Origin of the sequence: Pseudomonas sp. TH10 (genome assembly GCF_016651255.1) — a bacterium.
Lineage (GTDB): Bacteria > Pseudomonadota > Gammaproteobacteria > Pseudomonadales > Pseudomonadaceae > Aquipseudomonas.
In genome coordinates, this window is the sequence record NZ_JAEKEG010000167.1 from 24,470 (window position 1) to 45,566 (window position 21,097).

General features: G+C 55.5%; 19 protein-coding genes, 2 tRNA genes and 1 pseudogene. 21 read left to right on the top strand and 1 reads right to left on the bottom strand.

What is annotated here, in order from left to right; genetic code table 11:
• Nucleotides 1-6 precede the first annotated feature (6 nt).
• The 8 genes from JFT80_RS21970 (at nt 7) to JFT80_RS22005 (ending at nt 6,248) form a co-directional block, all read left to right on the top strand.
• Nucleotides 7-411: an acetyl-CoA sensor PanZ family protein gene (locus JFT80_RS21970; protein WP_201149387.1), complete on the top strand. Its 405-nt coding sequence runs from the start codon at nt 7-9 to the stop codon at nt 409-411.
• Between the two features lie 78 nt (nt 412-489).
• Nucleotides 490-2,709, top strand: a complete 2,220-nt coding sequence (locus JFT80_RS21975; protein WP_201149389.1) for an AsmA family protein — start codon at nt 490-492, stop codon at nt 2,707-2,709.
• Entirely contained in the window at nt 2,706-3,773 is a 1,068-nt protein-coding gene (mutY, locus tag JFT80_RS21980) for an A/G-specific adenine glycosylase (RefSeq protein WP_201149391.1), read from the top strand. Before JFT80_RS21975 ends, mutY begins: the two co-directional genes overlap by 4 nt.
• Nucleotides 3,770-4,042 (top strand): oxidative damage protection protein, encoded by a 273-nt coding sequence (locus tag JFT80_RS21985; protein ID WP_008024947.1) that lies wholly within the window; start codon nt 3,770-3,772, stop codon nt 4,040-4,042. The genes mutY and JFT80_RS21985 overlap by 4 nt, the downstream gene beginning before the upstream one ends.
• A 104-nt stretch (nt 4,043-4,146) precedes the next feature.
• Nucleotides 4,147-4,222 (top strand) — tRNA-Phe (locus JFT80_RS21990).
• Between the two features lie 162 nt (nt 4,223-4,384).
• A complete protein-coding gene (locus tag JFT80_RS21995) occupies nt 4,385-5,347 on the top strand; it encodes an alpha/beta fold hydrolase (RefSeq protein WP_201149393.1) in 963 nt (320 codons plus the stop codon).
• 28 nt (nt 5,348-5,375) lie between these two features.
• On the top strand, nt 5,376-5,789 hold the full coding sequence (locus JFT80_RS22000) for a hypothetical protein (protein ID WP_201149395.1): 414 nt from the start codon (nt 5,376-5,378) through the stop codon (nt 5,787-5,789).
• Between the two features lie 6 nt (nt 5,790-5,795).
• Complete coding sequence (locus JFT80_RS22005) at nt 5,796-6,248, top strand: hypothetical protein (protein WP_201149397.1); 453 nt, start codon at nt 5,796-5,798, stop codon at nt 6,246-6,248.
• A gap of 70 nt (nt 6,249-6,318) precedes the next feature.
• On the opposite strand, the gene gabP is transcribed toward JFT80_RS22005, so the two are convergent.
• On the bottom strand, nt 6,319-7,710 hold the full coding sequence (gene gabP / locus JFT80_RS22010) for a GABA permease (RefSeq protein ID WP_201149399.1): 1,392 nt from the start codon (nt 7,708-7,710) through the stop codon (nt 6,319-6,321).
• 561 nt (nt 7,711-8,271) lie between these two features.
• Here gabP and JFT80_RS22015 point away from each other — a divergent pair.
• The 13 genes and pseudogenes from JFT80_RS22015 (at nt 8,272) to JFT80_RS22065 (ending at nt 20,981) form a co-directional block, all read left to right on the top strand.
• Nucleotides 8,272-9,045, top strand: a complete 774-nt coding sequence (locus tag JFT80_RS22015; protein WP_201149401.1) for an ABC transporter ATP-binding protein — start codon at nt 8,272-8,274, stop codon at nt 9,043-9,045.
• Between the two features lie 13 nt (nt 9,046-9,058).
• On the top strand, nt 9,059-9,808 hold the full coding sequence (locus tag JFT80_RS22020) for an ABC transporter substrate-binding protein (RefSeq protein ID WP_008080539.1): 750 nt from the start codon (nt 9,059-9,061) through the stop codon (nt 9,806-9,808).
• Nucleotides 9,809-9,887: 79 nt separating this feature from the next.
• Nucleotides 9,888-10,580, top strand: a complete 693-nt coding sequence (locus tag JFT80_RS22025) for an ABC transporter permease (RefSeq protein ID WP_201149403.1) — start codon at nt 9,888-9,890, stop codon at nt 10,578-10,580.
• Nucleotides 10,580-11,269, top strand: coding sequence for an ABC transporter permease (locus JFT80_RS22030; protein WP_201149405.1), 690 nt, complete (start codon nt 10,580-10,582; stop codon nt 11,267-11,269). Before JFT80_RS22025 ends, JFT80_RS22030 begins: the two co-directional genes overlap by 1 nt.
• Nucleotides 11,250-12,481: pseudogene (locus JFT80_RS22035) on the top strand (methyltransferase). Before JFT80_RS22030 ends, JFT80_RS22035 begins: the two are co-directional and overlap by 20 nt.
• 342 nt (nt 12,482-12,823) lie before the next feature.
• Nucleotides 12,824-13,648 carry an FkbM family methyltransferase gene (locus JFT80_RS22040; protein ID WP_201149407.1) on the top strand — a complete coding sequence of 275 codons (825 nt, stop codon included), beginning with the start codon at nt 12,824-12,826 and terminating at the stop codon, nt 13,646-13,648.
• A 77-nt stretch (nt 13,649-13,725) separates the two neighbouring features.
• A tRNA-Thr gene (locus JFT80_RS22045) sits at nt 13,726-13,801 on the top strand.
• Between the two features lie 938 nt (nt 13,802-14,739).
• Nucleotides 14,740-15,024, top strand: a complete 285-nt coding sequence (locus tag JFT80_RS24650; protein WP_242483025.1) for a hypothetical protein — start codon at nt 14,740-14,742, stop codon at nt 15,022-15,024.
• Nucleotides 14,961-17,900, top strand: coding sequence for a hypothetical protein (locus JFT80_RS22050; protein ID WP_242483026.1), 2,940 nt, complete (start codon nt 14,961-14,963; stop codon nt 17,898-17,900). Before JFT80_RS24650 ends, JFT80_RS22050 begins: the two co-directional genes overlap by 64 nt.
• A gap of 82 nt (nt 17,901-17,982) precedes the next feature.
• The gene (locus tag JFT80_RS22055) at nt 17,983-18,366 is read left to right on the top strand and encodes a response regulator (protein ID WP_242483027.1); all 384 of its coding nucleotides are present in this window, start codon (nt 17,983-17,985) and stop codon (nt 18,364-18,366) included.
• Nucleotides 18,363-18,590: a hypothetical protein gene (locus JFT80_RS24655; protein ID WP_242483028.1), complete on the top strand. Its 228-nt coding sequence runs from the start codon at nt 18,363-18,365 to the stop codon at nt 18,588-18,590. Before JFT80_RS22055 ends, JFT80_RS24655 begins: the two co-directional genes overlap by 4 nt.
• Nucleotides 18,581-19,297, top strand: a complete 717-nt coding sequence (locus JFT80_RS24660) for a hypothetical protein (protein WP_242483029.1) — start codon at nt 18,581-18,583, stop codon at nt 19,295-19,297. Before JFT80_RS24655 ends, JFT80_RS24660 begins: the two co-directional genes overlap by 10 nt.
• A gap of 1,402 nt (nt 19,298-20,699) precedes the next feature.
• Complete coding sequence (locus JFT80_RS22065; protein ID WP_201149409.1) at nt 20,700-20,981, top strand: DUF3077 domain-containing protein; 282 nt, start codon at nt 20,700-20,702, stop codon at nt 20,979-20,981.
• Nucleotides 20,982-21,097: the final 116 nt, after the last annotated feature.

Here is a 21,097-nt window from a genome sequence, read left to right on the forward strand (position 1 = left end):
GCCGCCATGCCGATCGTTGTCGAGTCGCTCAAAGAAGCCAACTATCAGGATCAGCAAGACTTGCAGAAGATCTATCGGGATGCGCCGCAGTGGCTCTTCGCACCCTTTGCCTCGCAGCAGCAGTTGATCGAAGCCTGCCTGGGCGATGGCTCGCTGATCGCCGGGCGCTTCAATGACCGCTTGCTGGGTGCCGCCCGCCTGCAACGGCACCAGAACGTCTGGCACCTGTCCCAACTGTGCGTGCGCAAGATCACCCGTCGACGCGGCGTCGCCGAGCGCCTGGTGGACGAGGCGCGGAAAATGGCCCGCGACGCCGGCGCCACCTTGCACCTGCTGGCCCCCGCCGGCCATCTTGACGCCCAGGCGCTCGCCGCCAAGCTGAAAGTGTCGCTGGATGAACTGACAACGTGATCGCCGACCGATCGTCGTCCCCGGAGCGCTATACTCCCCGGCTGTATTTCGAATTTGACTAACTACAAGGACTCGCCCATGAAAGCGTTCGGCAAAATCCTGGGTCTGGTACTTCTCGGGCTATTGCTGATCATTGTGGCTCTGGGGTTTGCCCTGACCCACCTCTTTGATCCCAATGACTATAAAGACGAGATCCGCCAGATAGCCCGCGACAAGGCCCACATCGAGCTGACGCTCAATGGCGACATCGGCTGGAGCCTGTTCCCGTGGCTCGGCCTGGAATTGCACGACGCCAGCGTCGCCACGCTGGTCAAACCTGCCGAACCGTTTGCCGATTTGCAGATGCTCGGCCTGTCCGTGCGCGTGCTGCCGCTGCTGCGCCGCGAAGTGCAGATGAGCGACGTGCGCGTCGAAGGCCTGAACCTGCGCCTGAACCGCGACAAGGACGGCCATGGCAACTGGGAAGACATCGGCAAGGTGCCTGCCACTCAGGCCACGCCACCTGCCACCCCCGGTGAGCCTGCCAGCGAGACCACGGCCCAGGCGGAAAAACCCGCCCAGCCCATTCGCCTGGACATCGACAGCCTGACCGTCAATAACGCCCGGGTTGAATACAGCGACGAAAAGACCGGCAAGCAGTTCAGCGCCGAAAGCATCCAGCTCAGCACTGGCGCCGTGCATGACTCGACCAATATTCCGGTCAAACTCACGGCGTTCCTTGGCACCAATCAGCCTGTCCTGCGGGTTCGCACTGAACTGAACGGCGAACTGCGTTTCGAACGCGCCCTGCAGCGCTACAAGTTCGAAGACATGAAACTGACCGGGGAACTGGCTGGCGATCCGTTGCAAGGCAAGACCATGACGTTCTCCGCGCAGGGCCAGTTGTTGCTGGATAAAGCTGCGAACGTCGCCGAATGGACAGGCATCAAGATCTCCGCCAACCAATTGCGCGCCTTGGGTGAGCTGAAAGCCAATGACCTCGACAAGACCCCGCAGATCACCGGCGGCGTCTCCATCGCCCAGTTCGATCTGGCTAAATTCGTCGACAGCATCGGCCAGAAACTCCCGGCCATGGCCGAAGGCAGCCTGAGCAAGGTCGAATTGGTCAGCCGTGTTGCCGCCACACCAACCAGCGTTGCCTTCGACAACATCAACCTGAAACTCGACGACAGCAGCTTCAGCGGGCGCATCGCCGTCGAAGACTTCGCCAGGCAATCGCTGCGTGCTGTGCTCAAGGCTGACACCTTCAACGTCGACCGTTACCTGAAACCAAAATCTGCCGAAGCCAATAGCGCAACTCAAGTGCGCCAGGCCGAAGTGGCCAGCACCGAAGCCAATGCCATGGCCGGGGCAGGCAGCACTCCGTTGCCGGATGCGCCGAGCAAAACCGCCTGGAGCACCGAGCGCCTGTTGCCCGTGGAGCGCCTGAGCAAACTCGATCTCGACGCCGACCTGACGTTCGGCCAACTCACCCTCGACAAACTGCCGATCCGCAACGCGGCCCTCAAGGCTACCGGCCAAAATGGCCTGCTGACCCTGGAAAACCTGCGCGGCGAATTGTACGAAGGTAACTTCGAAGCCAAAGGCACCCTCGATGTGCGCCAACAGGTCCCGGCGCTGAACCTGCAGACCCAGATCAACAAAGTGCCGGTGGAAAAAATCCTTGAAAGCCAGGGTAAAAACCCGCCGGTCAAAGGCCTGGTTACCCTCAACAGCAACCTGACCGGCAGCGGTAACAGCCAGAAAGCCCTGGTCGATACCCTCAACGGCACCGCCAGTTTCGCGATCAATAATGGCGTGCTGCTCAATGCCAACCTTGAACAGCAGCTGTGCAAAGGCATCGCCACGCTCAACCGCAAGACCCTCAGCGGCGAGCCGCGCGGCAAGGACACGCCCTTCCAGGAGCTCAAGGGCAACCTGACCTTGCGTAACGGCATTGCCAGCAACCCGGACCTGAAAGTGCGCATCCCCGGCATGACCGTCAACGGTGATGGCGACATCGACCTGCGCGTGCTGGGCATGGACTACCGCGTCGGCATCATCGTCGAAGGCGATACCAGCGCCATGCCGGATCCGGCGTGTCAGGTCGGCGACAAGTTCGTCGGCATCGAATGGCCACTGCGTTGCCGTGGCCCGCTGGAACTCGGCGCCAAGGCTTGCCGCGTCGACAATGAGCGTCTCGGTCAGGTCGCGACCAAAATTGCCGGCAACAAACTGAGCGAGAAGATCGACGAAAAACTGGGCGACAAAGTCAGCCCGGAACTGAAAAACGCATTGAAGGGGCTGTTCAAGCGATGAGAGCGGAGCAGTTTTCAACGGCGGTGCTGGAATGGTTCGACCGCCACGGCCGCCACGATTTGCCTTGGCAGCAGGACATCAACCCGTATCGGGTATGGGTGTCGGAGATCATGTTGCAGCAGACCCAGGTCAGCACCGTGCTGAATTACTTCGACCGTTTCATGGCCGCGCTGCCGACGGTCGAAGCCCTGGCTGAAGCGCCGGAAGACGAAGTGCTGCACCTGTGGACCGGCCTGGGCTACTACACCCGCGCGCGCAATTTGCAGAAGACCGCGAAGATTGTCGTCAGCCAGTACGGCGGCGAGTTTCCGCGTGACGTCGAAAAGCTTACCGATCTGCCGGGCATCGGCCTGTCTACCGCTGGCGCCATCGCAAGCATCAGCATGGGTTTGCGCGCGCCGATTCTCGACGGCAACGTCAAACGCGTGCTGGCGCGCTTTACCGCGCAAGAGGGCTACCCCGGCGAGCCGAAGGTGGCCAAGCAGCTGTGGGCCAACGCAGAGCGCTTTACGCCGCACGATCGGGTCAACGCCTACACCCAGGCAATGATGGATCTCGGCGCCACACTCTGCACGCGCAGCAAGCCGAGCTGCCTGCTGTGCCCGCTGGAGCGTGGTTGCGAGGCGCACATGCTCGGCCTCGAAACCCGCTACCCGATCCCCAAGCCGCGCAAAGCCATCCCGCAGAAGCGCACGCTGATGCCGATGCTCGCCAACGGCGACGGCGCGATTCTGCTTTACCGTCGCCCGTCGAGCGGTTTGTGGGGCGGCCTGTGGAGCCTTCCGGAGCTCGACGACCTCGACGACCTGCAACATCTCGCCGATCAGCACTCGCTGACCATGGGCGAGCAGCAGGCGCTGCCCAACCTCGTCCACACGTTCAGCCATTTCCAGCTGTCCATCGAACCCTGGCTGGTTCAAGTGCAGGAGGCCACCCATCACGTGGCCGAGGCCGACTGGCTCTGGTATAACCTCGCCACCCCGCCGCGCCTGGGCCTTGCCGCCCCGGTCAAGACCTTGCTCGAACGCGCGGCCGCCGTATTGAACGCAGGAGAGTCGTCATGACCCGCACCATCATGTGCCGCAAGTACAAAGAAGAATTGCCTGCCCTGGAGCGCGCTCCTTTCCCGGGCGCCAAAGGCCAGGACATTTTTGACCACGTCTCGGCCAAGGCCTGGGCTGACTGGCAGAAACACCAAACCCTGCTGATCAACGAAAAGCGTTTGAACATGATGAACGCCGAAGACCGCAAATATCTTCAGGGCGAAATGGACAAGTACTTCTCCGGCGAGGAATACGCCAAGGCCGAAGGCTACGTTCCGCCCGCAGAGTAAACCCCCGAAAATCGGGGGTCGGATCGTAAGCGACGGAATTAATTTAAGAAATTTTAAAAAAGTCGTTGACGTAAATCCGAAAAACCCTTTTAATGCGCCCCGTTGCCCAGATAGCTCAGTCGGTAGAGCAGGGGATTGAAAATCCCCGTGTCGGCGGTTCGATTCCGTCTCTGGGCACCAAATACCGAAAACCCTGAATCGCAAGATTCAGGGTTTTTTTATGCTTGCGATTTGACCGGCGCAGCCGTGATGTACTTTCCCGCACACCCCGGCCTCGGCCTGGATTGTCCAAATGCCGCCCGAAGACTATCGTTGTCAGCTACCCGCACTGGTAAGACGCCGATGAATTTGCAGGACATGCCGTCACTGGCACCCAGCCACATCGAGTTACCGCTGCCCGCGATCGCGCCCGGCGAACCGTTCAAGGAACCCGCTGCAGACGGTTTTATCCTCGGCGGCTTTACCTGGCGCCATGCCTCCCATGACAGCGCGCGCCCGATTGTGATCATCAACGCCGCCACTTCCGTGCGCTGCCGCCACTACGCGCGGTTTGCCGACTATCTGCATGCCAATGGCTTCGACGTCATCACCTACGATTACCGCGGCATCGGGGAATCGCGCCCCGCTTCGATGAAAGGCCTGAGGGCGTCATGGTCCGACTGGGGCACCCTGGACTTCGAGGCGATGCTCAAGCGCGCCCAGCGCGAATTCCCTGGCCAACCCATCGATGTGGTGGCTCACAGCTTTGGCGGCTGTGCAGCGGGCCTGGGAGCGTCGGGGCCGGTGATTCGTCGCCTGGTGACGGTAGGGGCGCAATTCGCTTACTGGCGCGACTACGCGCCCGCCCATCGCTGGCGCATGTTGGGCAAGTGGCACCTGGTGATGCCGTTGCTGACGATGCTGTACGGTTATTTTCCCGGCAAGCGCCTGGGCTGGCTGGAAGACACCCCTGCCGGCGTCGTCCGTGACTGGAGCACACCCACCGCCCGTTACGAAAAGCGCCCCAGCGGCCGCGACCTGCATGTGAAAACCTTTGCGGCAGTCAAGGCGCAAACCCTGGCGATCAGCATCAGCGACGATCCGTACGGCACGATCCCGGCCATCGAACGCCTGCTCGGCTACTTCAGCAACGCGGCAAAAACCCACCTGCGCATCGAACCGCAGGACATCGGCGAACAACAAGTCGGACATTTCGCCTTTTTTCGCAGCGCATACCAAGCCACACTATGGCCCATCGCTCTGACCTGGCTGCAAACCGGCGCACTGGCCCCCGACACACCCGGGCAGCAAGTGCCGCGCAGCTGAGCCCTCTCAACGCACGACGGAACACATCATGGCCTCCGCCAACAAGCAGCAAAAACGCGCCACCCGGGCCAAAGCCAAGGCCAAGCAGAACCGCACCAAACGCGCTGAAGCGCCGGTCGAGCTGGACCCGAACGATGACCGCATCGACTTCGAATCGGTGGATCTGACCGAGCTGTTCAAGAAAATGATCGACGCCGAGAAGATCAGCCAGCAAGCGATGTGCACGGCCTTCCTCGAACACCCGCTGCTCGCACTGGTGCTGGAACAGGAAGGCGAGGAGATCGCCACTGACTTCATCATCGGCGCGCTGATCGAGTATCGCCAGTGGTCGCAGGAAACTGACGAGGCAGGCGCCTTGGCATGGATCGAATCACCGGCCTTCCAGGCCGACTATGTGGCGGCGTCCGACGCGATCGCCGCAAACACCCAACAGAAGAACTGAGTTCCCATGGCATCCCTGAACAAGCAACAGAAACGCGCCAAACGCGCCAAGGCCAAAGCCAAACAAATCCGTATGGTCGGCCGCAAGCCGCTGGAACAGGACGACGACCTCGACCACCTCGCCGAGCCGGTGCCGGAATACGTCCTGGCGATGTTCAGCAAAATGCGCGACGCCGAAGCCATCAGCCGCAACGAAATGCTCCTGACGCTGCTGCGCGAACTGGCGTTCGTCATCGTTGATCATCCAGAGCTGCTGGACATGGAAAACGCCGACAACGAAGGCATGGCCGCCACTCACCTGGCCGCCGACATGCTGATCGACTACCGCATGTGGGCCGAAGGCGTAACGATCGAAGAAGCCCAGGCCTGGCTGAGCGAGCCACAGTTCATCACCGATTTCGGGGTTGCGCTGGATGCTTATGGCAAGTCGGTGGAAGCGCAGGAAGACAAGAGCGAATAACCACCGTTCACAAACAAAAACGGCCGCTTGTCATCACTGACAGCGGCCGTTTTGCATTACGCGCTACGGATCAGTTCAACACCGGCGCGCCACGTTTTTCCAGCTTGCGACGGCGTGCTACCAGCAAACCGGCTGCCACCACCATCAGGCTCAGCAAACCAGTCGCGAGGATTTCCACGCGATGCGCTTCCTGGAACAACATGATGGTCAGGGCCGCAACGATGAAGATGATCACCGCGTAGGTCAGGCCCGGGAACAGCCACATGCTGAATTCGATTTTCTCGCCGCGCGCCACGCGTTGTTTGCGCATACGCAGTTGCGAGAAGGCGATTACCAGGTACACCAGCAGGGCGATGGCGCCGGAGCTGGCCAAGAGGAACTCGAACACGGCGGCTGGGGCTACGTAGTTGGCGAAAGTGCAGAGGAACGCTGCGCCAGTCGACAACATCACTGCCCAGTAAGGCGTGCCGCTTTTGTTGGTGCGGGTCGACATGGCCGGGGCATCGCCACGCTTGCCAAGGGAGAAGAGCATGCGCGACGACGTGTAGAGCGCCGAGTTCAGGCAGCTGGTCACTGCGACCAGAACGACGATGTCGACGATCATTTTCGCGTTAGGAATGCCCATGCGTTCAAGCACGGTCTGGTAGGAACCGAGGTTGGCCAGCGTAGGGTCGTTCCAAGGCACCAGGGCCACAACGATGAAGATCGATACCAGATAGAACAGGCCAATCCGCCAGATCACCGAGTTGGTAGCCTTGGAGATCTGCTTGCCCGGGTTCTTCGATTCCGCGGCCGCGATGGTCACGATCTCGGTACCCATGAAGGAGAACATGGTCGTCAGGATTGCACCCAGTACCGCGCCCATACCGTTTGGCAGGAAGCCGCCGCTGTCGAACAGGTGCGACACACCGCTGACCTGGCTGTTCGGCAGGTAGCCGAAGATCGCTGCGAGACCGAGGCCGATGAAGCCGATGATCGCCAGCACTTTGATCAGGGCAAACCAGAATTCGAATTCACCGTAGTTCTTCACGCTGAACAGGTTGGTGACGGTCAGCAGCATGGTGATGATCAGCGCGAAAGCCCAGATGCCTACACCGGGAAACCACGCGTGCAGGATGGTCGCGGCGGCGTTGGCCTCCAGCGGAATCACCAGTACCCAGAACCACCAGTACAGCCAGCCGATGGTGAAACCGGCCCAATGCCCAATCGCACGGTCGGCGTAAGTCGAGAACGAACCGGTGTCCGGCGAGGCAACAGCCATTTCGCCGAGCATGCGCATCACCAACACCACCAGAGTACCGGCGGCAGCATAAGCCAGCAGTACGGCAGGGCCAGCAGCAGCGATGGCGTGGCCGGAGCCAACGAACAGACCGGCGCCGATCACACCGGCGATCGACAACATGGTCACATGACGCGGTTTGAGCCCCTGTTCGAGGCCATTGGAGCTTGGGGTACTGCTCATCGAAACTACCTTTGCGAGGAAAGCGATTGCGTCCGGCCCGTCTGGCATTTCTTTCTCGTAAAAAGAATCCAACGGGGCGTTCCTTATTCTGCACGCAATAAATGCGCCAAAATGTTTCAAAGTCTTCTGGAGCGCGGCTTTGCGCGCGACCGGACGGTCATCGCAAGTCTTTGAGATTAATGGCAATTCGCCAGAGCGTTACCCTGCGACTCACTTTCAAGACGAATCCGCGCACCAGAAACACAACAAAAAATGCCCGTCGCACAATAAAAGTGCAGTTCAGGAACGTTTGTCCGGTTAACGCTTCCAACCCCCGGCAAAGCTGGCAACATCGCGCCTTTTTTTACGGCAGGACGTCGTTTTTCCATCGCCGGGCAGGTTCAAACACCTGTTCGTTTGATAGCAGCGCGACAGTCTGCTGTGCCGATGCGACAACCTGCCACACGCCACCCGTTAACCGCTCGCAGCGCTGTTGGCTGCCATTGAAACGCTATGCTAGCTTGGCCGCCTCCCCAGGACGGCCATCCAACAGCTGGAGCGCAACATATATGAGGAACGCACATGGCTGAGGCCACGCCCGCGCTTGAAATCCGCAACTTGCACAAACGCTACGGGAAGCTTGAGGTGCTCAAAGGCATCTCGCTGACCGCCCGCGACGGCGATGTGATCTCGATCCTCGGTTCCTCCGGTTCCGGCAAGTCCACGTTCCTGCGTTGCATCAACCTGCTGGAAAACCCGCACCAGGGCCAGATTCTGGTGGCCGGTGAAGAACTCAAGCTCAAGCCCGCCAAGAATGGCGAACTGGTTGCCGCCGACGGCAAACAGATCAATCGCATGCGCTCCGAGATTGGTTTTGTGTTTCAAAACTTTAATCTGTGGCCGCACATGAGCATCCTCGACAACATCATCGAGGCGCCGCGTCGCGTACTAGGTCAGAGCAAAGCCGAGGCCATCGAAGTCGCCGAGGCGCTGCTGGCCAAGGTCGGCATCGCTGACAAGCGCCACGCGTACCCGGCGCAATTGTCCGGTGGTCAGCAACAGCGCGCGGCGATTGCCCGCACGCTGGCGATGCAACCGAAGGTGATTCTGTTCGACGAGCCCACCTCCGCGCTTGACCCGGAAATGGTTCAGGAAGTACTTAGTGTCATCCGCGCACTGGCCGAAGAAGGCCGCACCATGCTGCTCGTGACCCACGAAATGGGTTTCGCCCGTCAGGTCTCCAGCGAAGTGGTGTTCCTTCATCAGGGCCTTATAGAAGAGCAAGGATCGCCTCAGCAGGTGTTCGAGAACCCGCTTTCGGCGCGCTGCAAACAATTCATGTCCAGCAACCGCTAACGGAGCAACATGCATGCAGAATTTTAAAAAGGTCTTCCTGGCCGCCGCCGTCACCCTCGCGTTCAGCGCCGGTGCCATGGCCGAGACCCTGAAGATGGGCATCGAAGCGGCTTACCCGCCGTTCAACAACAAAGACGCCAGCGGCAACGTGGTCGGCTTCGACAAAGACATCGGCGACGCCCTCTGCGCGAAGATGAAAGTCGAGTGCACCGTGGTCACATCCGACTGGGACGGCATCATTCCGGCCCTGAACGCGAAGAAATTCGACTTCCTGATCTCCTCGCTGTCGATCACCGACGAGCGCAAAGGCGCGGTGGACTTCACCGACCCGTACTACTCGAACAAGCTGCAATTCATCGCACCGAAGAATGTCGATTTCAAAACCGACAAGGACTCGCTCAAGGGCAAGACCATCGGTACTCAGCGTGCGACCCTGGCCGGTACCTGGCTGGAAGACACCTACGCCGATGACATCAAAGTCAGCCTCTACGACACCCAGGAAAACGCCTACCTCGACCTGACTTCCGGTCGTGTCGACGCGATCCTCGCCGACAAGTACGCCAACTATGACTGGCTGAAAAGCGACGCGGGCAAGAACTACGAGTTCAAGGGTGACCCGGTTGTAGAAAGCGACAAGATCGGCATCGCTGTGCGTAAAGGCGACCCACTGCGTGAGAAGCTGAACGCAGCCCTGAAGGAAATCGTCGCTGACGGTACCTACAAGAAGATCAACGACAAGTACTTCCCGTTCAGCATCTACTGATCCTGACCTGTGGGACTGGCGCCGTTCGTTGAGCGGCGCCGGCTCCCGACTTTGCCTGCCGCAATTTGAACAGAACTCCATGATTATCGACCTCTACGGATTCGGCCCGGCCCTCGCTGCCGGCGCGCTGATGACCGTCCAACTGGCCCTCACGGCCCTGTGCCAGGGATTGGTGCTCGGTCTGCTCGGCGCCTTGGCCAAGACTTCCCCGTACAAGCCGCTGCAATGGCTTGGCGGCACTTATTCCACATTGGTGCGCGGCGTCCCGGAATTGCTCTGGGTGCTGTTGATCTACTTCGGTACGGTCAATCTGATGCGCGCCCTCGGTGAATTCTTCGGCAACCCCGACCTGCAACTCAACGCCTTTGCTGCCGGTGTAATTGCACTGGGCCTGTGCTTCGGCGCCTACGCCACGGAAGTGTTCCGTGGTGCGATCCTCGCCATTCCCAAAGGCCACCGTGAGGCCGGTCAGGCCCTGGGCCTGTCGAAATGGCGGATCTTCACCCGGCTGATCATGCCGCAGATGTGGCGCATCGCCCTGCCCGGCCTGGGCAATCTGTTCATGATCCTGATGAAGGACACCGCACTGGTCTCGGTCATCGGCCTTGAAGAAATCATGCGTCACGCGCAAATCGGCGTGACCGTGTCGAAACAACCGTTCACCTTCTATATGGTCGCCGCGATCATGTACCTGGGCCTGACAGTGCTGGCGATGACCGGCATGCACTTCCTGGAAAAACGCGCCGCTCGCGGCTTTGCGAGGAGCGCTTAATGAACTGGGAAGTCATCATCAAGTGGCTGCCGAAACTGGCGCAGGGCGCGACCCTGACCCTCGAATTGGTCGCCATCGCCGTGATTGCCGGTCTGCTACTGGCAATTCCGCTGGGCATCGCCCGCTCGTCGAAGCTGTGGTACGTGCGCTCGCTGCCTTACGCCTACATCTTCTTTTTCCGTGGCACGCCGTTGCTGGTTCAACTGTTCCTGGTTTATTACGGCCTGGCGCAGTTCGACGCGGTGCGTGAAAGCGCGTTTTGGCCGTACCTGCGCGATCCGTTCTGGTGCGCCACCGTAACCATGACCCTGCACACGGCGGCGTACATCGCCGAAATTCTGCGCGGGGCGATTCAGGCGATTCCGCCGGGCGAAATTGAAGCGGCTCGAGCCTTGGGCATGTCCAAGCCGAAAGCGATGTTCTACATCATCCTGCCGCGTGCCGCGCGCATCGGCCTGCCGGCCTACAGCAACGAAGTGATCCTGATGCTCAAGGCCAGTGCGCTAGCCAGCACCGTGACCTTGCTGGAACTGACCGGCATGGCGCGCACGATCATTGCGCGCACCTATCTGCCGGTGGAAATCTTCTTCGCTGCGGGTGTTTTCTATCTGCTGATGGCTTACGTGCTGGTACGCGGCTTCAAGCTGCTGGAGCGCTGGCTGCGCGTCGATGCCTGCCAAGGGCGCTGACATTTCCCACGTGCTAACGGGCGAGGACTTACTCGCCCGCTTCACGGCGCTGGATGCTTTTTTGATTGAACATCAGGCGCTGTGGAAACCTCGACCCTTCACTCACCTTTCGCTTGATTGGGAAGCGTCCTACCCGGAGCTGGCGCAGTGGCTGCGTGGCCGCTCACTGGAAGAGGCTGAACTCGCCCACAACCACCCCGCCCTGCTGGACGCGCCCGAGCCCTTCGCTTCCCTGGCCGCGCAGTCGCTGCAACTCAGCGCCATCGGCCAATTACCGGCCCATGCGCTGGAGGAAGCCGGGCACCGCCTGAATGTCGATGTGCCGGGGCGCAAATGGCAGCAGATCGAAGCGTTCGCCAGCCGCCTGGAATTCACCCAGCCGTCCAGACACTGGCTCGACTGGTGCGCCGGCAAAGGACACTTGGGCCGACGCCTGTTGCAGGCCGGCCAGCAACTCACCTGCCTGGAATACGACCCGGCACTGGTCGCCAGCGGTCAGGCACTCAGCCAGCGCCATCACCTGCACGCCCTGCATGTTGAACAGGATGTGCTCGCCGCCGAAGCTGCCCGCCTGCTGCACGGCGGCCATACCCCGGTCGCGCTGCACGCTTGCGGAGACCTGCACGTCAGGCTGATCCAGCTCGCCAGCGCCGCAGGCTGCAAACAGCTGGCTGTCGCCCCTGCTGCTACAACCGGATCAGTCTCACAGCCCACCAGGCGCTTTCCTCACCGGGCCAGCAATCCACCCTGCAGCTGTCCCTGGACGACCTGGCGCTGCCTGCCAGCGAAACCGTCACCGCCGGCGCCCGGGTCCGCCAACAACGCGACACTTCCATGGCCCGCCGCCTGGGCTTCGACCTGCTGCAAAGGCAACTGCGCGGAGTCGATCAATACCTGCCCACGCCGTCTCTTCCCAGCGCCTGGCTGGATAAACCCTTCGCCGAATACTGCCATCACCTGGCCGCGCTCAAGGACTTATCCACAATCGGGCCGCAAAATTGGCCCGCCCTGAAGGCCGCCGGCTGGCAACGCCTGGCACAGGTGCGCAACCTCGAGCCGCTGCGCGGGCTGTTCCGGCGTCCGCTGGAGCTGTGGCTGGTGCTCGACAGGGCCATTTTCCTCTCCGAGCAGGGTTACACCGTTCGGCTCGGAACCTTCTGCGAAAGCCCCCTCACTCCGCGTAATCTGCTGATCCTGGGTGAGCGCTGCTGAAGCACCCAGCCTGTGGATAACTCTGTTGATGGAATTATCCTGGATCCAATGTATACAGCTGTTTCCTCCCTGAAACACCTGTGTTCATTTTTCGTACACATGGATAAAAAACCATAAAAACAGGCATTTGCGGACTAATGAGAACGGGTCCACAAAATCGGTAATGAACAGTAACGGCCATCACGCCCGTTGTGCATAAGCAATTCGCGAAAAGGACATAACCGCCGAATTCGGGACCACGCCCGCAGGCATTTGCACCCCGACCGCGACCCTTGCTATACAGGCAAACAAGTGCCGACACTGCGGCCGTTAAAAATAAAAACAAAACACAGGACTCGACTCGTGACGTTCATTTCCTACGCACAGAACTTCGAAGACATCCGCCTGTGGCGCGCCCTCAGAAACGTCGAAAATGGCTTCTACATCGACATTGGCGCCAACGATCCCGTCCACGACTCAGTCACCAAGGCTTTTTATGACCACGGCTGGACCGGCATCAACGTCGAGCCCGTCGCCAATTACCACCAGGCCCTGTGCGAACAACGCCCCAAAGACACCAACCTGCAATGCGTCGCGGGCGAAAACGCCCAGGACCTGACGTTCTACAGCATCGCCGACACCGGCCTGTCGACACTGGAACCCACCGTCGCCCAACAGCGCAAAGACGCCGGCATGGACGTGCGTAGCCACACCGTGCAATCGCGCACCCTGACCTCCATCTGCGAGCAGCACGCCCAAGGCAAGCCCATCCACTTCCTGAAAATCGACGTCGAAGGCCACGAAGAAACCGTGTTGCGCGGCATGGACTTCAGCCAGTGGCGCCCGTGGATCATCCTCATCGAGACCCCGTGGGAGCGCAACCAGACCTGGGAAACCCTGCTCACCGACGCCGGCTACCAGTCCATCCTGTTCGACGGCCTCAACACCTACTACCTGGCCGAAGAACACCTGAACCTCAAACCCGCCTTCGACATCCCGCCCTGCAACCTGGACAACTTCCAGCTCTGCCGCGGCCACACATTCAGCCACCCCCTCAGCGACGCCGACCAACACCTCTCCGCCGCTCTACAACGCGCCGAACAGGCCGAAGCGCAACTGCACGCCATCCAAAACAGCCGCACCTGGAAAGCCCTACACAAACTCCGAACAGCACTGCGCCGCGCCTGACCCAAGGCCCGCGCAAAAATAGTCTGAATTCAGGGGTTTACAGAACCATTCCAATCGCTATAATCGTCGCCCAACACGCCGGTATAGCTCAGTTGGTAGAGCAACTGACTTGTAATCAGTAGGTCCCGGGTTCGACTCCTGGTGCCGGCACCATACAAAACGAAGCCCCTGCAGAAATGCAGGGGCTTTGTTGTTTCCGGGTCGCTTGTTTTTTGTCCGCACCTTGAAGCTTTCGGGACCACCTACGGGGGCTACCTGAAAAGGGAAACCTGTGGGAGCGAGCTTGCTCGCGATGAGGCCGCCAGCCTCACTGTAGACATCCGGTCATAACTAGCTTCCTGCCCCTTCCCGCCATCTAACCGCCCCGCTGTTCGGCTGGCGCGCGAAAACTCTTCAGCGGTCGGTATGCCATCTACGATGTTCATTACACTGTCCGCTGGGATCCCTGTATCCCGCTCTACTTGGGCAGAAGTGCACGATGAAGCATTCGGCTGACTTCCTGCTTGATCCATCCAACGAGCCATTCTTTGGGGAAATAAACTCGTCAGGACGAGCCCGTGCTGCCTATACCCCCACCGATCGCAACCGACACATTTCCGACGGTCAGCACCGGAGGGCAGCAGTCGGCCATAAGTGGTCATTCCCTAACGGCCTTCAGCGGAAAAAGCGGATGCTCCGCCGCCGGCGCCAGAGGCAGTCATAGAATTGCCAGGATCTGGTTAGGCGTAGGAGAAGAACTCAATTCCTGAAGTTTACATTTCTCATTGTAAAACCCGACTAAGATACCCTGATGAATTTTTGAAGCTCCCGCAATCTCCTGAGGTTTGTGAATGAAGGCGCAAAATAAGAATCCAAGGATTAGCCTGCGAAATGTTCAAGCTAACATACTGACCACCGGCCTCCTTTTCAATCTGGGGGTGGGAAGAAAGGAGATTGCACCGAGTGAGTTTTCTTCTTTGCTCACTTGGACTATGACAGCCACAAAGAAGGGCAAGCCAGTTGGACAAAAGCTTAGGCAGATATTATTTCCCTGAACTATCAAAGAGTTGAAGTGTGCACCCTTACTACAAAAGGTTTCTCTTGAGAGAGAGATGAGCTGGTTTACCGCTTTAGTTGTCGCTAACGCAAAGCGCATCTCCAGATACCTAGAGTTATCCCATGAATATGAGGTGAAGCTTCTTGAAGCCAACTCGCAGGCATGTTTGCTTGCTCTCGAAACCATTGAATTAGAGTTTGGGTTGTCAGTGTGGTTGATCGAAACAAGAATCGCACATCTTCAGCATTTCGAAGGTGTTGAGGCGCAAAAAAGTATTTGGCCACAGTTAAATCCGAAGGGCAAGGAAATGTACCTTGGCTTGCGACAAACTTCAGCGTAAGAAATGAACAACCTACTACTTTCTTCAGATACTTGTCGCAGACCATAGACGCTTTGGATGATGTGAAAGACTTGTCGTTGCGAGCATCGTTAAAATTTCAATCTATTGGCATTATCCCTAATGATGCAGGCGAATTAAGTGGCGCACTTCACTACGAAACGAACTCTGCTCTTATTGATATTTATAATTCACTGTTTGAGATTCTTCAAAAGTATGTGATAGACGCAACTTCTGACATGCATCAATCGGCAACAAATAAGCTGATTCAGCTCGCAGGTAAAGTAAACGACATACGTCTTAATCGATTGATGTTTTTGGCTGGTAAAACTGACAAAGTTTTTCAGATAGGGTTTGAGCAGAGCAAGCTGCTTTATAGGAACGTGGTTAACGATACGCGTATTGATGAAGAATACTCACTGGTGCCAAATTCTTGGCCGGCAGCCTGGAGAGTTTTAGCAGAGCGACTGGTTGACTCGGAGGTCTTACCTACCAGTACCGAAAATATCCAGGGCAAGTGCGTCAGTGCCCTATACGAAATTTATTCCAAAGGCTTTTTAGCTGAACATAAATTAGCTGAAACTCTTAAGTCAGTATTCGCATTTAGATGGACCGCCTTCTCCCGCACTCTTCACGGAATATTACTCGAAGAACTATCAGTTCTTCCGATCTTGGACTTGGATGATGCTTTGACGCGGTTCGTTTTTACTCCATATTTGGACTCTGACTTTTTGCCGTATCTACCGAATTATTGTAGAAGTGTCTATATAGCCGAAATATCTAACGCTTACAAAATTCCAGCTGGGACACCAATTGATATTTGGACTCAGAAGGATCTCTATGTCGACCTTCCGACAATCTGCGGCTTGGATGAGAATCGCCAGACTTTGAAGGCAGCCGAATATTTATACTCTAACGGCGAATTTCCTCAGTCAATTAAGGTGGCCACCGAGGCCCTTCAGATCTCATCGATTAGAAGAAAGCGGTTAGCCGCCCGCTTGATTTCGGCTTCACTTGGCCAACTGGGCGACGTTGAAGCGCTCGTTAAATTGATTGCGGATAATGTAGTCGCTGACCCAGGGGCGACCGATCTGATGCCCGTTGCTGAATGCGCTAAAATATTGAATGGAAAAGAAATTAGGAAAAAGCTTGCGGGTAACATTGCCGTACCAATTGTATTGCTTCTCAATTCTACAAATTATAATGATGAATACGACAAGGCACTTGCATATTCATATGAAGACTTTCTAATTCAACACGGCTTGGATAGGCCGAGTCAATTGAACTCAAAATCATCAGATTTTGACAAACGCCTGCTGGTTTTTTATCTAAGATACGTCTGCACACCCGCAATCATGAAGGTTTCGTCTGTATTTAAGGGTTCCGTTGAGGTTCAGAATGAGCGCTTAGCTGTTTTTACATTATTATTAGATATAGATGAGCCGAATGCGAAAATTTATGAGTCTGAAATTAGAGAAATAACACGCGCTCAGGTAATTCGAAGCGGGGTCAGGCATGTTGAACAAAGCAAAATGTCCATCGACGTTCCTGCAATCCGAAAGTTGTGTGATAAAAAGTTAAAGGAGTCGTTTTTTAGATATCGAGCAATGGTTGCCGCCGGCATAAGTCCATCTTCTGATTTTGCAGAAGCGTACTTGCAGTTGCTTTCAGATGGCAAACCCTTACCTTCCGAATTTTTACAGGTGCCTACCGATGAGGCGGGTACATTATTACGAGAACTCGTAAGTGCGATATTCCTAGAGTCCACCAATAATCCTATGCATGGATTAGATTGTTATTTGAGCATGCGTATTCGGCATGGCGCACTATCAGGGCAGTTGCGCGGACCTCTAGAGCTGGAAAAAGTTATTACGCAGCGAACCGCAGGAATAAATAGTTACGCGTCGAATGAGATTTGGTTGGAACGATTAGTCGGTATCACAGCCACTGCTAAGGACAATATTGACTTGGGTCTTTGCATTTTCTCAGCTCGTTACGACAACCTGATAGAACGACTGACGAATGACTTAGTGCAAGTACGTTCGCTTGAGAAGCCAAGCGGGTTGTTTTATCTGGATACCACTCCCATCCATTTGCGTTTTCTCGCAACCACGGTAACGCCTACTACTACTTTCGATGAGTTCTTTGATGAATGTATTAATTTGTTTTGGGCTAGTGTCGAAAATTGCCTTCGCATAGTGCACTCAGCTATAGAGAGCAAAATCAAACCAGATATAAATGAAGTATTTTATACGCTGCAGTCAACTATTAATCATGCTGCACCCTCGCAGTTTACAGCTGATTTAGATCGCGCTGTTCGAACAGCACAAACCAACTCATTGCAAGCGTGTGAGCAAATGAAAGATTGGTTTAAGCTTCCCACTCCTCGAGCTGAGCCATTTTTTGAGGTGGAGCAGCTTATAGATATCGGACTACAGTGCGTTCAAAGAATCCATAAAGATTTTAATCCAATTATCACAAAGGATATTCTAGAACTCCCTCCTGTTGCGGGAGCATTAACAATGTTTTCGGACATTTTCTTCATACTTTTTGATAATGCGAGGAAGTATTCGAATCTTGGCACATCTCCTAAGCTCTGGATAACAGTTGAACGGGATAGTAAGCAGGCATTAAGCTTTCTGGTTGAAAATGAAGTCAGCGCCGAAGCCGATATGCAATCATGTACGGAAAAAATGAGAGCAATCAGGGATCTGATTGAATCGGGTGGATATCATGGTTCTTTAAGAACAGAAGGTGGGACTGGCCTCATAAAACTGAAGAAAATCATTGGTTCAAATCATTTGCTTGAGTTCGGGTATGTCAATGAAACAAGGTTTTTCGTAAAGTTTAACTTGACGCTGAGAGAGATATCAATATGAGTATTCTCGTAGTAGAGGATGATGAAAACAAACGCATTCAATTACAGCGTTTTTAGAAAGCGTTATCCCTAATGAAGATGTCATGTTTGAGAGATCATTACAAAGCGGCGTGAGAAAAATCAGGAGTGATCATTTTGATTTGGTAATTCTCGATATGACCTTGCCGCAATATGATCTAAGTCCTGATGAGCCATCGGATGACACCCACATTTTTGGTGGACAGGAGTTTTTAGCTCAAATGGATAGGTTTGATGTTTCCACTCCAGTTTTGGTTTTTACTCAGTTTGAGGTTTTTGGAAAACCACCCCATGAGATGAATCTCGAAAGCTTAAACGTAAATCTTAAGTTGGAATACCCGACGATTTATAAAGGCTTCGTCTATTACCATGCTTCTATAAACACATGGAAAATTGATCTTCGTAAAAAGCTTGCTGAGCTTGGATTTTTACAAGGAGGTACGCAGTGATAAAAATACTTGTGGTTGAGGATGAAAGAGATAAACTCAAAGCTGTCATGATTGGGTTATTATCTGTTGCTGGAATAACTGATGAAAGCATCAAGAAAGCAAGAGATGCTAACGAAGCAAAGCATTGGCTTAGAACAGAACACTATGACTTGATGATTCTTGATATATCAATCCCTGAAACTTCCGACCTGGATCCCAGGCCAAATGGGGGCTCTTGCTATTAGATGAAATTCTTGAGCGAGATATATATATTAGACCAAGAGAAGTTGTTGGGCTAACTGCTTTTCCTGAAGCTCAAGACGCTTCAATCCCAAGATTTAATAGTGAATTGTGGACGGTTTTACATTACACAACTAATAGTGACGATTGGCTTATACAGCTACAGCGAAAAGTGATGCACATTATCCGTAATAATCAATCATCTGGCGAGCAGATTGTTCATTCGGCAGATATATGTATTCTTACTGCACTGTATAAACCTGAGCTGACGGCAGTGCTTCGGCTACCATGGGCCTGGGAGGATTACGTCATTGAGGGTGATCCGACCCAATACTATCGGGGTTACGTTAGCACCCGCGAAGGTAAGCTTTCTGTTGTGGCTGCTAATTCGTCCCGTATGGGCATGCCTGCAGCGGCAGTTCTCTCTATGAAAATGGTATCTACATTTAAGCCTAAATATTTAGTCATGGCAGGCATTACGGCTGGCATAGTAGGCCGCGTTGAACCAGGCGACATCATTGCTGCGGATCCTAGTTGGGACTATGGTAGCGGTAAAAAGACGAAGTCTGATACTGGGCCATTTTTTCAGCCATCACCTCACCAGCTTAGCCTTGATCCATTCATCAAATCTAAACTGCAACGTTTTAGTCAGGATGCTTCAGTTCTAAACGCTATACGGTTGGAATGGCCGGTGCATACTCCCCACTATTAAATCTCCATATAGGGCCACTTGCTTCCGGCGCTTCCGTTTTGGAAGATCCAGACGTCACTACCGGTATTCAAGGCCAGCACCGGAAAGTATTAGGTGTCGAAATGGAGGCATATAGCGTGTTCGCTGCGGCCATAGACTCACCAAATCCTCAGCCTTTAGTGTTAGTTATGAAGTCTGTTTGTGATTTTGCAGATTCGCACAAAAGTGACGATTATCAGGACTACGCATCTTATACAAGTGCTAAAGCGGTGCAATTTTTTCTTCGAGAAATATCTCTGACGCATAATCCCCACTTCGCGTGTCGATATTCAATGTCGACTAATGGCCAAAGCGGATCGGTTTGCCCTTCCGCTGCTTGGCCTGTAGCAAGTGCCCGCTTCTGGCCGATTGCTGCCTGTCGCGAAGCCTAAAAACGCTCTAATGCAGCCGCGGCAATGGCTAATAGGCTTACTCCCTATCGGTAAAACACTGTAATCAGGCCCGAAACCGGTCGAATAGTTTTCTCAGAAATACATCGCCTGCCATAGAGTCTGAAAGCAAGTAATGCCCAGACCAATTGTCCCAACCCGACGCAAGGCTGAACTCAGCACACTGGAAATCGTGGTGAATTTGTTCACTAACACTCGTGACGGACGAGCCTGCGCGTTTCAACCCTTGGAGAGTGGTCAGCTCTTCAGCTATCGATAGCCAACCAGCCTCTGACAACTCGTTGAAATCAAGCCCCAGATGCCCATTAGCTGCCATATGAAGCGTTAGATTCATTCGTTGCCGTCCAAGGGATGATGCGAAGCGCTGCATAGCGCGGTTGAAGAAGAACCAGGGTTAAGTAGCGCATCTGCGTTGCTGCACAAATTACGTCTTAGTAGCTGGGGTGTCTACGGATCGCCTCCGGCCGAGAGCTACGTTTCGCCAATCTCGGTTTTGGGATCTTAGCGGCCTCATCAAGGCCATCGATGAGCCAAAAGGAGCGCAGATGACCTCATCCTGCGAATTTCAGAAGTCAGTCCTAAGTTGTCGGTGGTTGCAGGGGAGGAACGCTCGCGATACCCTGACGCCGTCGCTGCCAATTCAGCGGCCGGGCTTGGTAACCCGAGGTAAATCACTGCGCAACAGTGCTATGCGTTCGCAGGCGCTTTTTTTCGCCTGAGATATGCGTTATGGCGGCTGTGCGTGGGACGTCTTCGGACGTGCCGGTTTCCTTGATTTCCCGGTTTACCAACCTGCGCACAGCTGTCACCCATTCGCTTGGTAACGAATTGTGGCAGCTCTTCAAATTAAGGAGCTTCACTATGCGCAGCATAAATCCGTTCGAAATTTGGCTTCCCCCTCTACGCAGTTCCCAGTTGCGTAACGCCCCACCACCCACCCTCCCCGGCTGCATCTCCCAAATCGGAGGTGGCAAATGACCGACAATCACGAACTCAAAACCATCGGCTTCACCCCCGCGATCTATCTCGGTAATCAAGCGATGTTTCACGTCATTGGTGGTGTGCCCATTGCCGATGCGTTATCGATGGCTTCGGATTTTCTTTGCCTTGCCAAGTCGCTGACTGAAGATGCTGCTTATGCGAAAGACAATGGACGGCATGCTTGGGCTGCGCATTATCTGGTGACTATGGGTAAGGCGTTGGTTGATGATTCGGCAAAGGTTTTGATGCGGGAACGGGGGGACTCTGGTGGTTAGCCTGAGGTTGGGCTTGCGATGGTGCTGGGTCATTTGGGTTTGTTGTGGATGATCTGGCGCTATCGCGGGCAAGCCTTGCTCCGACAGAGGTAGTTCCCACTGGAGGTATTCCAGAG

Excerpts from the sequence above, each read along its gene's own strand:
- JFT80_RS21970 (WP_201149387.1), top strand. The coding sequence starts at position 7 with ATGCCGATCGTTGTCGAGTCGCTCAAAGAAGCCAACTATCAGGATCAG.
- JFT80_RS21975 (WP_201149389.1), top strand. The coding sequence starts at position 490 with ATGAAAGCGTTCGGCAAAATCCTGGGTCTGGTACTTCTCGGGCTATTG.
- mutY (WP_201149391.1), top strand. The coding sequence starts at position 2,706 with ATGAGAGCGGAGCAGTTTTCAACGGCGGTGCTGGAATGGTTCGACCGC.
- JFT80_RS21985 (WP_008024947.1), top strand. The coding sequence starts at position 3,770 with ATGACCCGCACCATCATGTGCCGCAAGTACAAAGAAGAATTGCCTGCC.
- JFT80_RS21995 (WP_201149393.1), top strand. The coding sequence starts at position 4,385 with ATGAATTTGCAGGACATGCCGTCACTGGCACCCAGCCACATCGAGTTA.
- JFT80_RS22000 (WP_201149395.1), top strand. The coding sequence starts at position 5,376 with ATGGCCTCCGCCAACAAGCAGCAAAAACGCGCCACCCGGGCCAAAGCC.
- JFT80_RS22005 (WP_201149397.1), top strand. The coding sequence starts at position 5,796 with ATGGCATCCCTGAACAAGCAACAGAAACGCGCCAAACGCGCCAAGGCC.
- gabP (WP_201149399.1), bottom strand. The coding sequence starts at position 7,710 with ATGAGCAGTACCCCAAGCTCCAATGGCCTCGAACAGGGGCTCAAACCG.
- JFT80_RS22015 (WP_201149401.1), top strand. The coding sequence starts at position 8,272 with ATGGCTGAGGCCACGCCCGCGCTTGAAATCCGCAACTTGCACAAACGC.
- JFT80_RS22020 (WP_008080539.1), top strand. The coding sequence starts at position 9,059 with ATGCAGAATTTTAAAAAGGTCTTCCTGGCCGCCGCCGTCACCCTCGCG.
- JFT80_RS22025 (WP_201149403.1), top strand. The coding sequence starts at position 9,888 with ATGATTATCGACCTCTACGGATTCGGCCCGGCCCTCGCTGCCGGCGCG.
- JFT80_RS22030 (WP_201149405.1), top strand. The coding sequence starts at position 10,580 with ATGAACTGGGAAGTCATCATCAAGTGGCTGCCGAAACTGGCGCAGGGC.
- JFT80_RS24650 (WP_242483025.1), top strand. The coding sequence starts at position 14,740 with ATGAGCTGGTTTACCGCTTTAGTTGTCGCTAACGCAAAGCGCATCTCC.
- JFT80_RS22055 (WP_242483027.1), top strand. The coding sequence starts at position 17,983 with ATGTTTGAGAGATCATTACAAAGCGGCGTGAGAAAAATCAGGAGTGAT.
- JFT80_RS22065 (WP_201149409.1), top strand. The coding sequence starts at position 20,700 with ATGACCGACAATCACGAACTCAAAACCATCGGCTTCACCCCCGCGATC.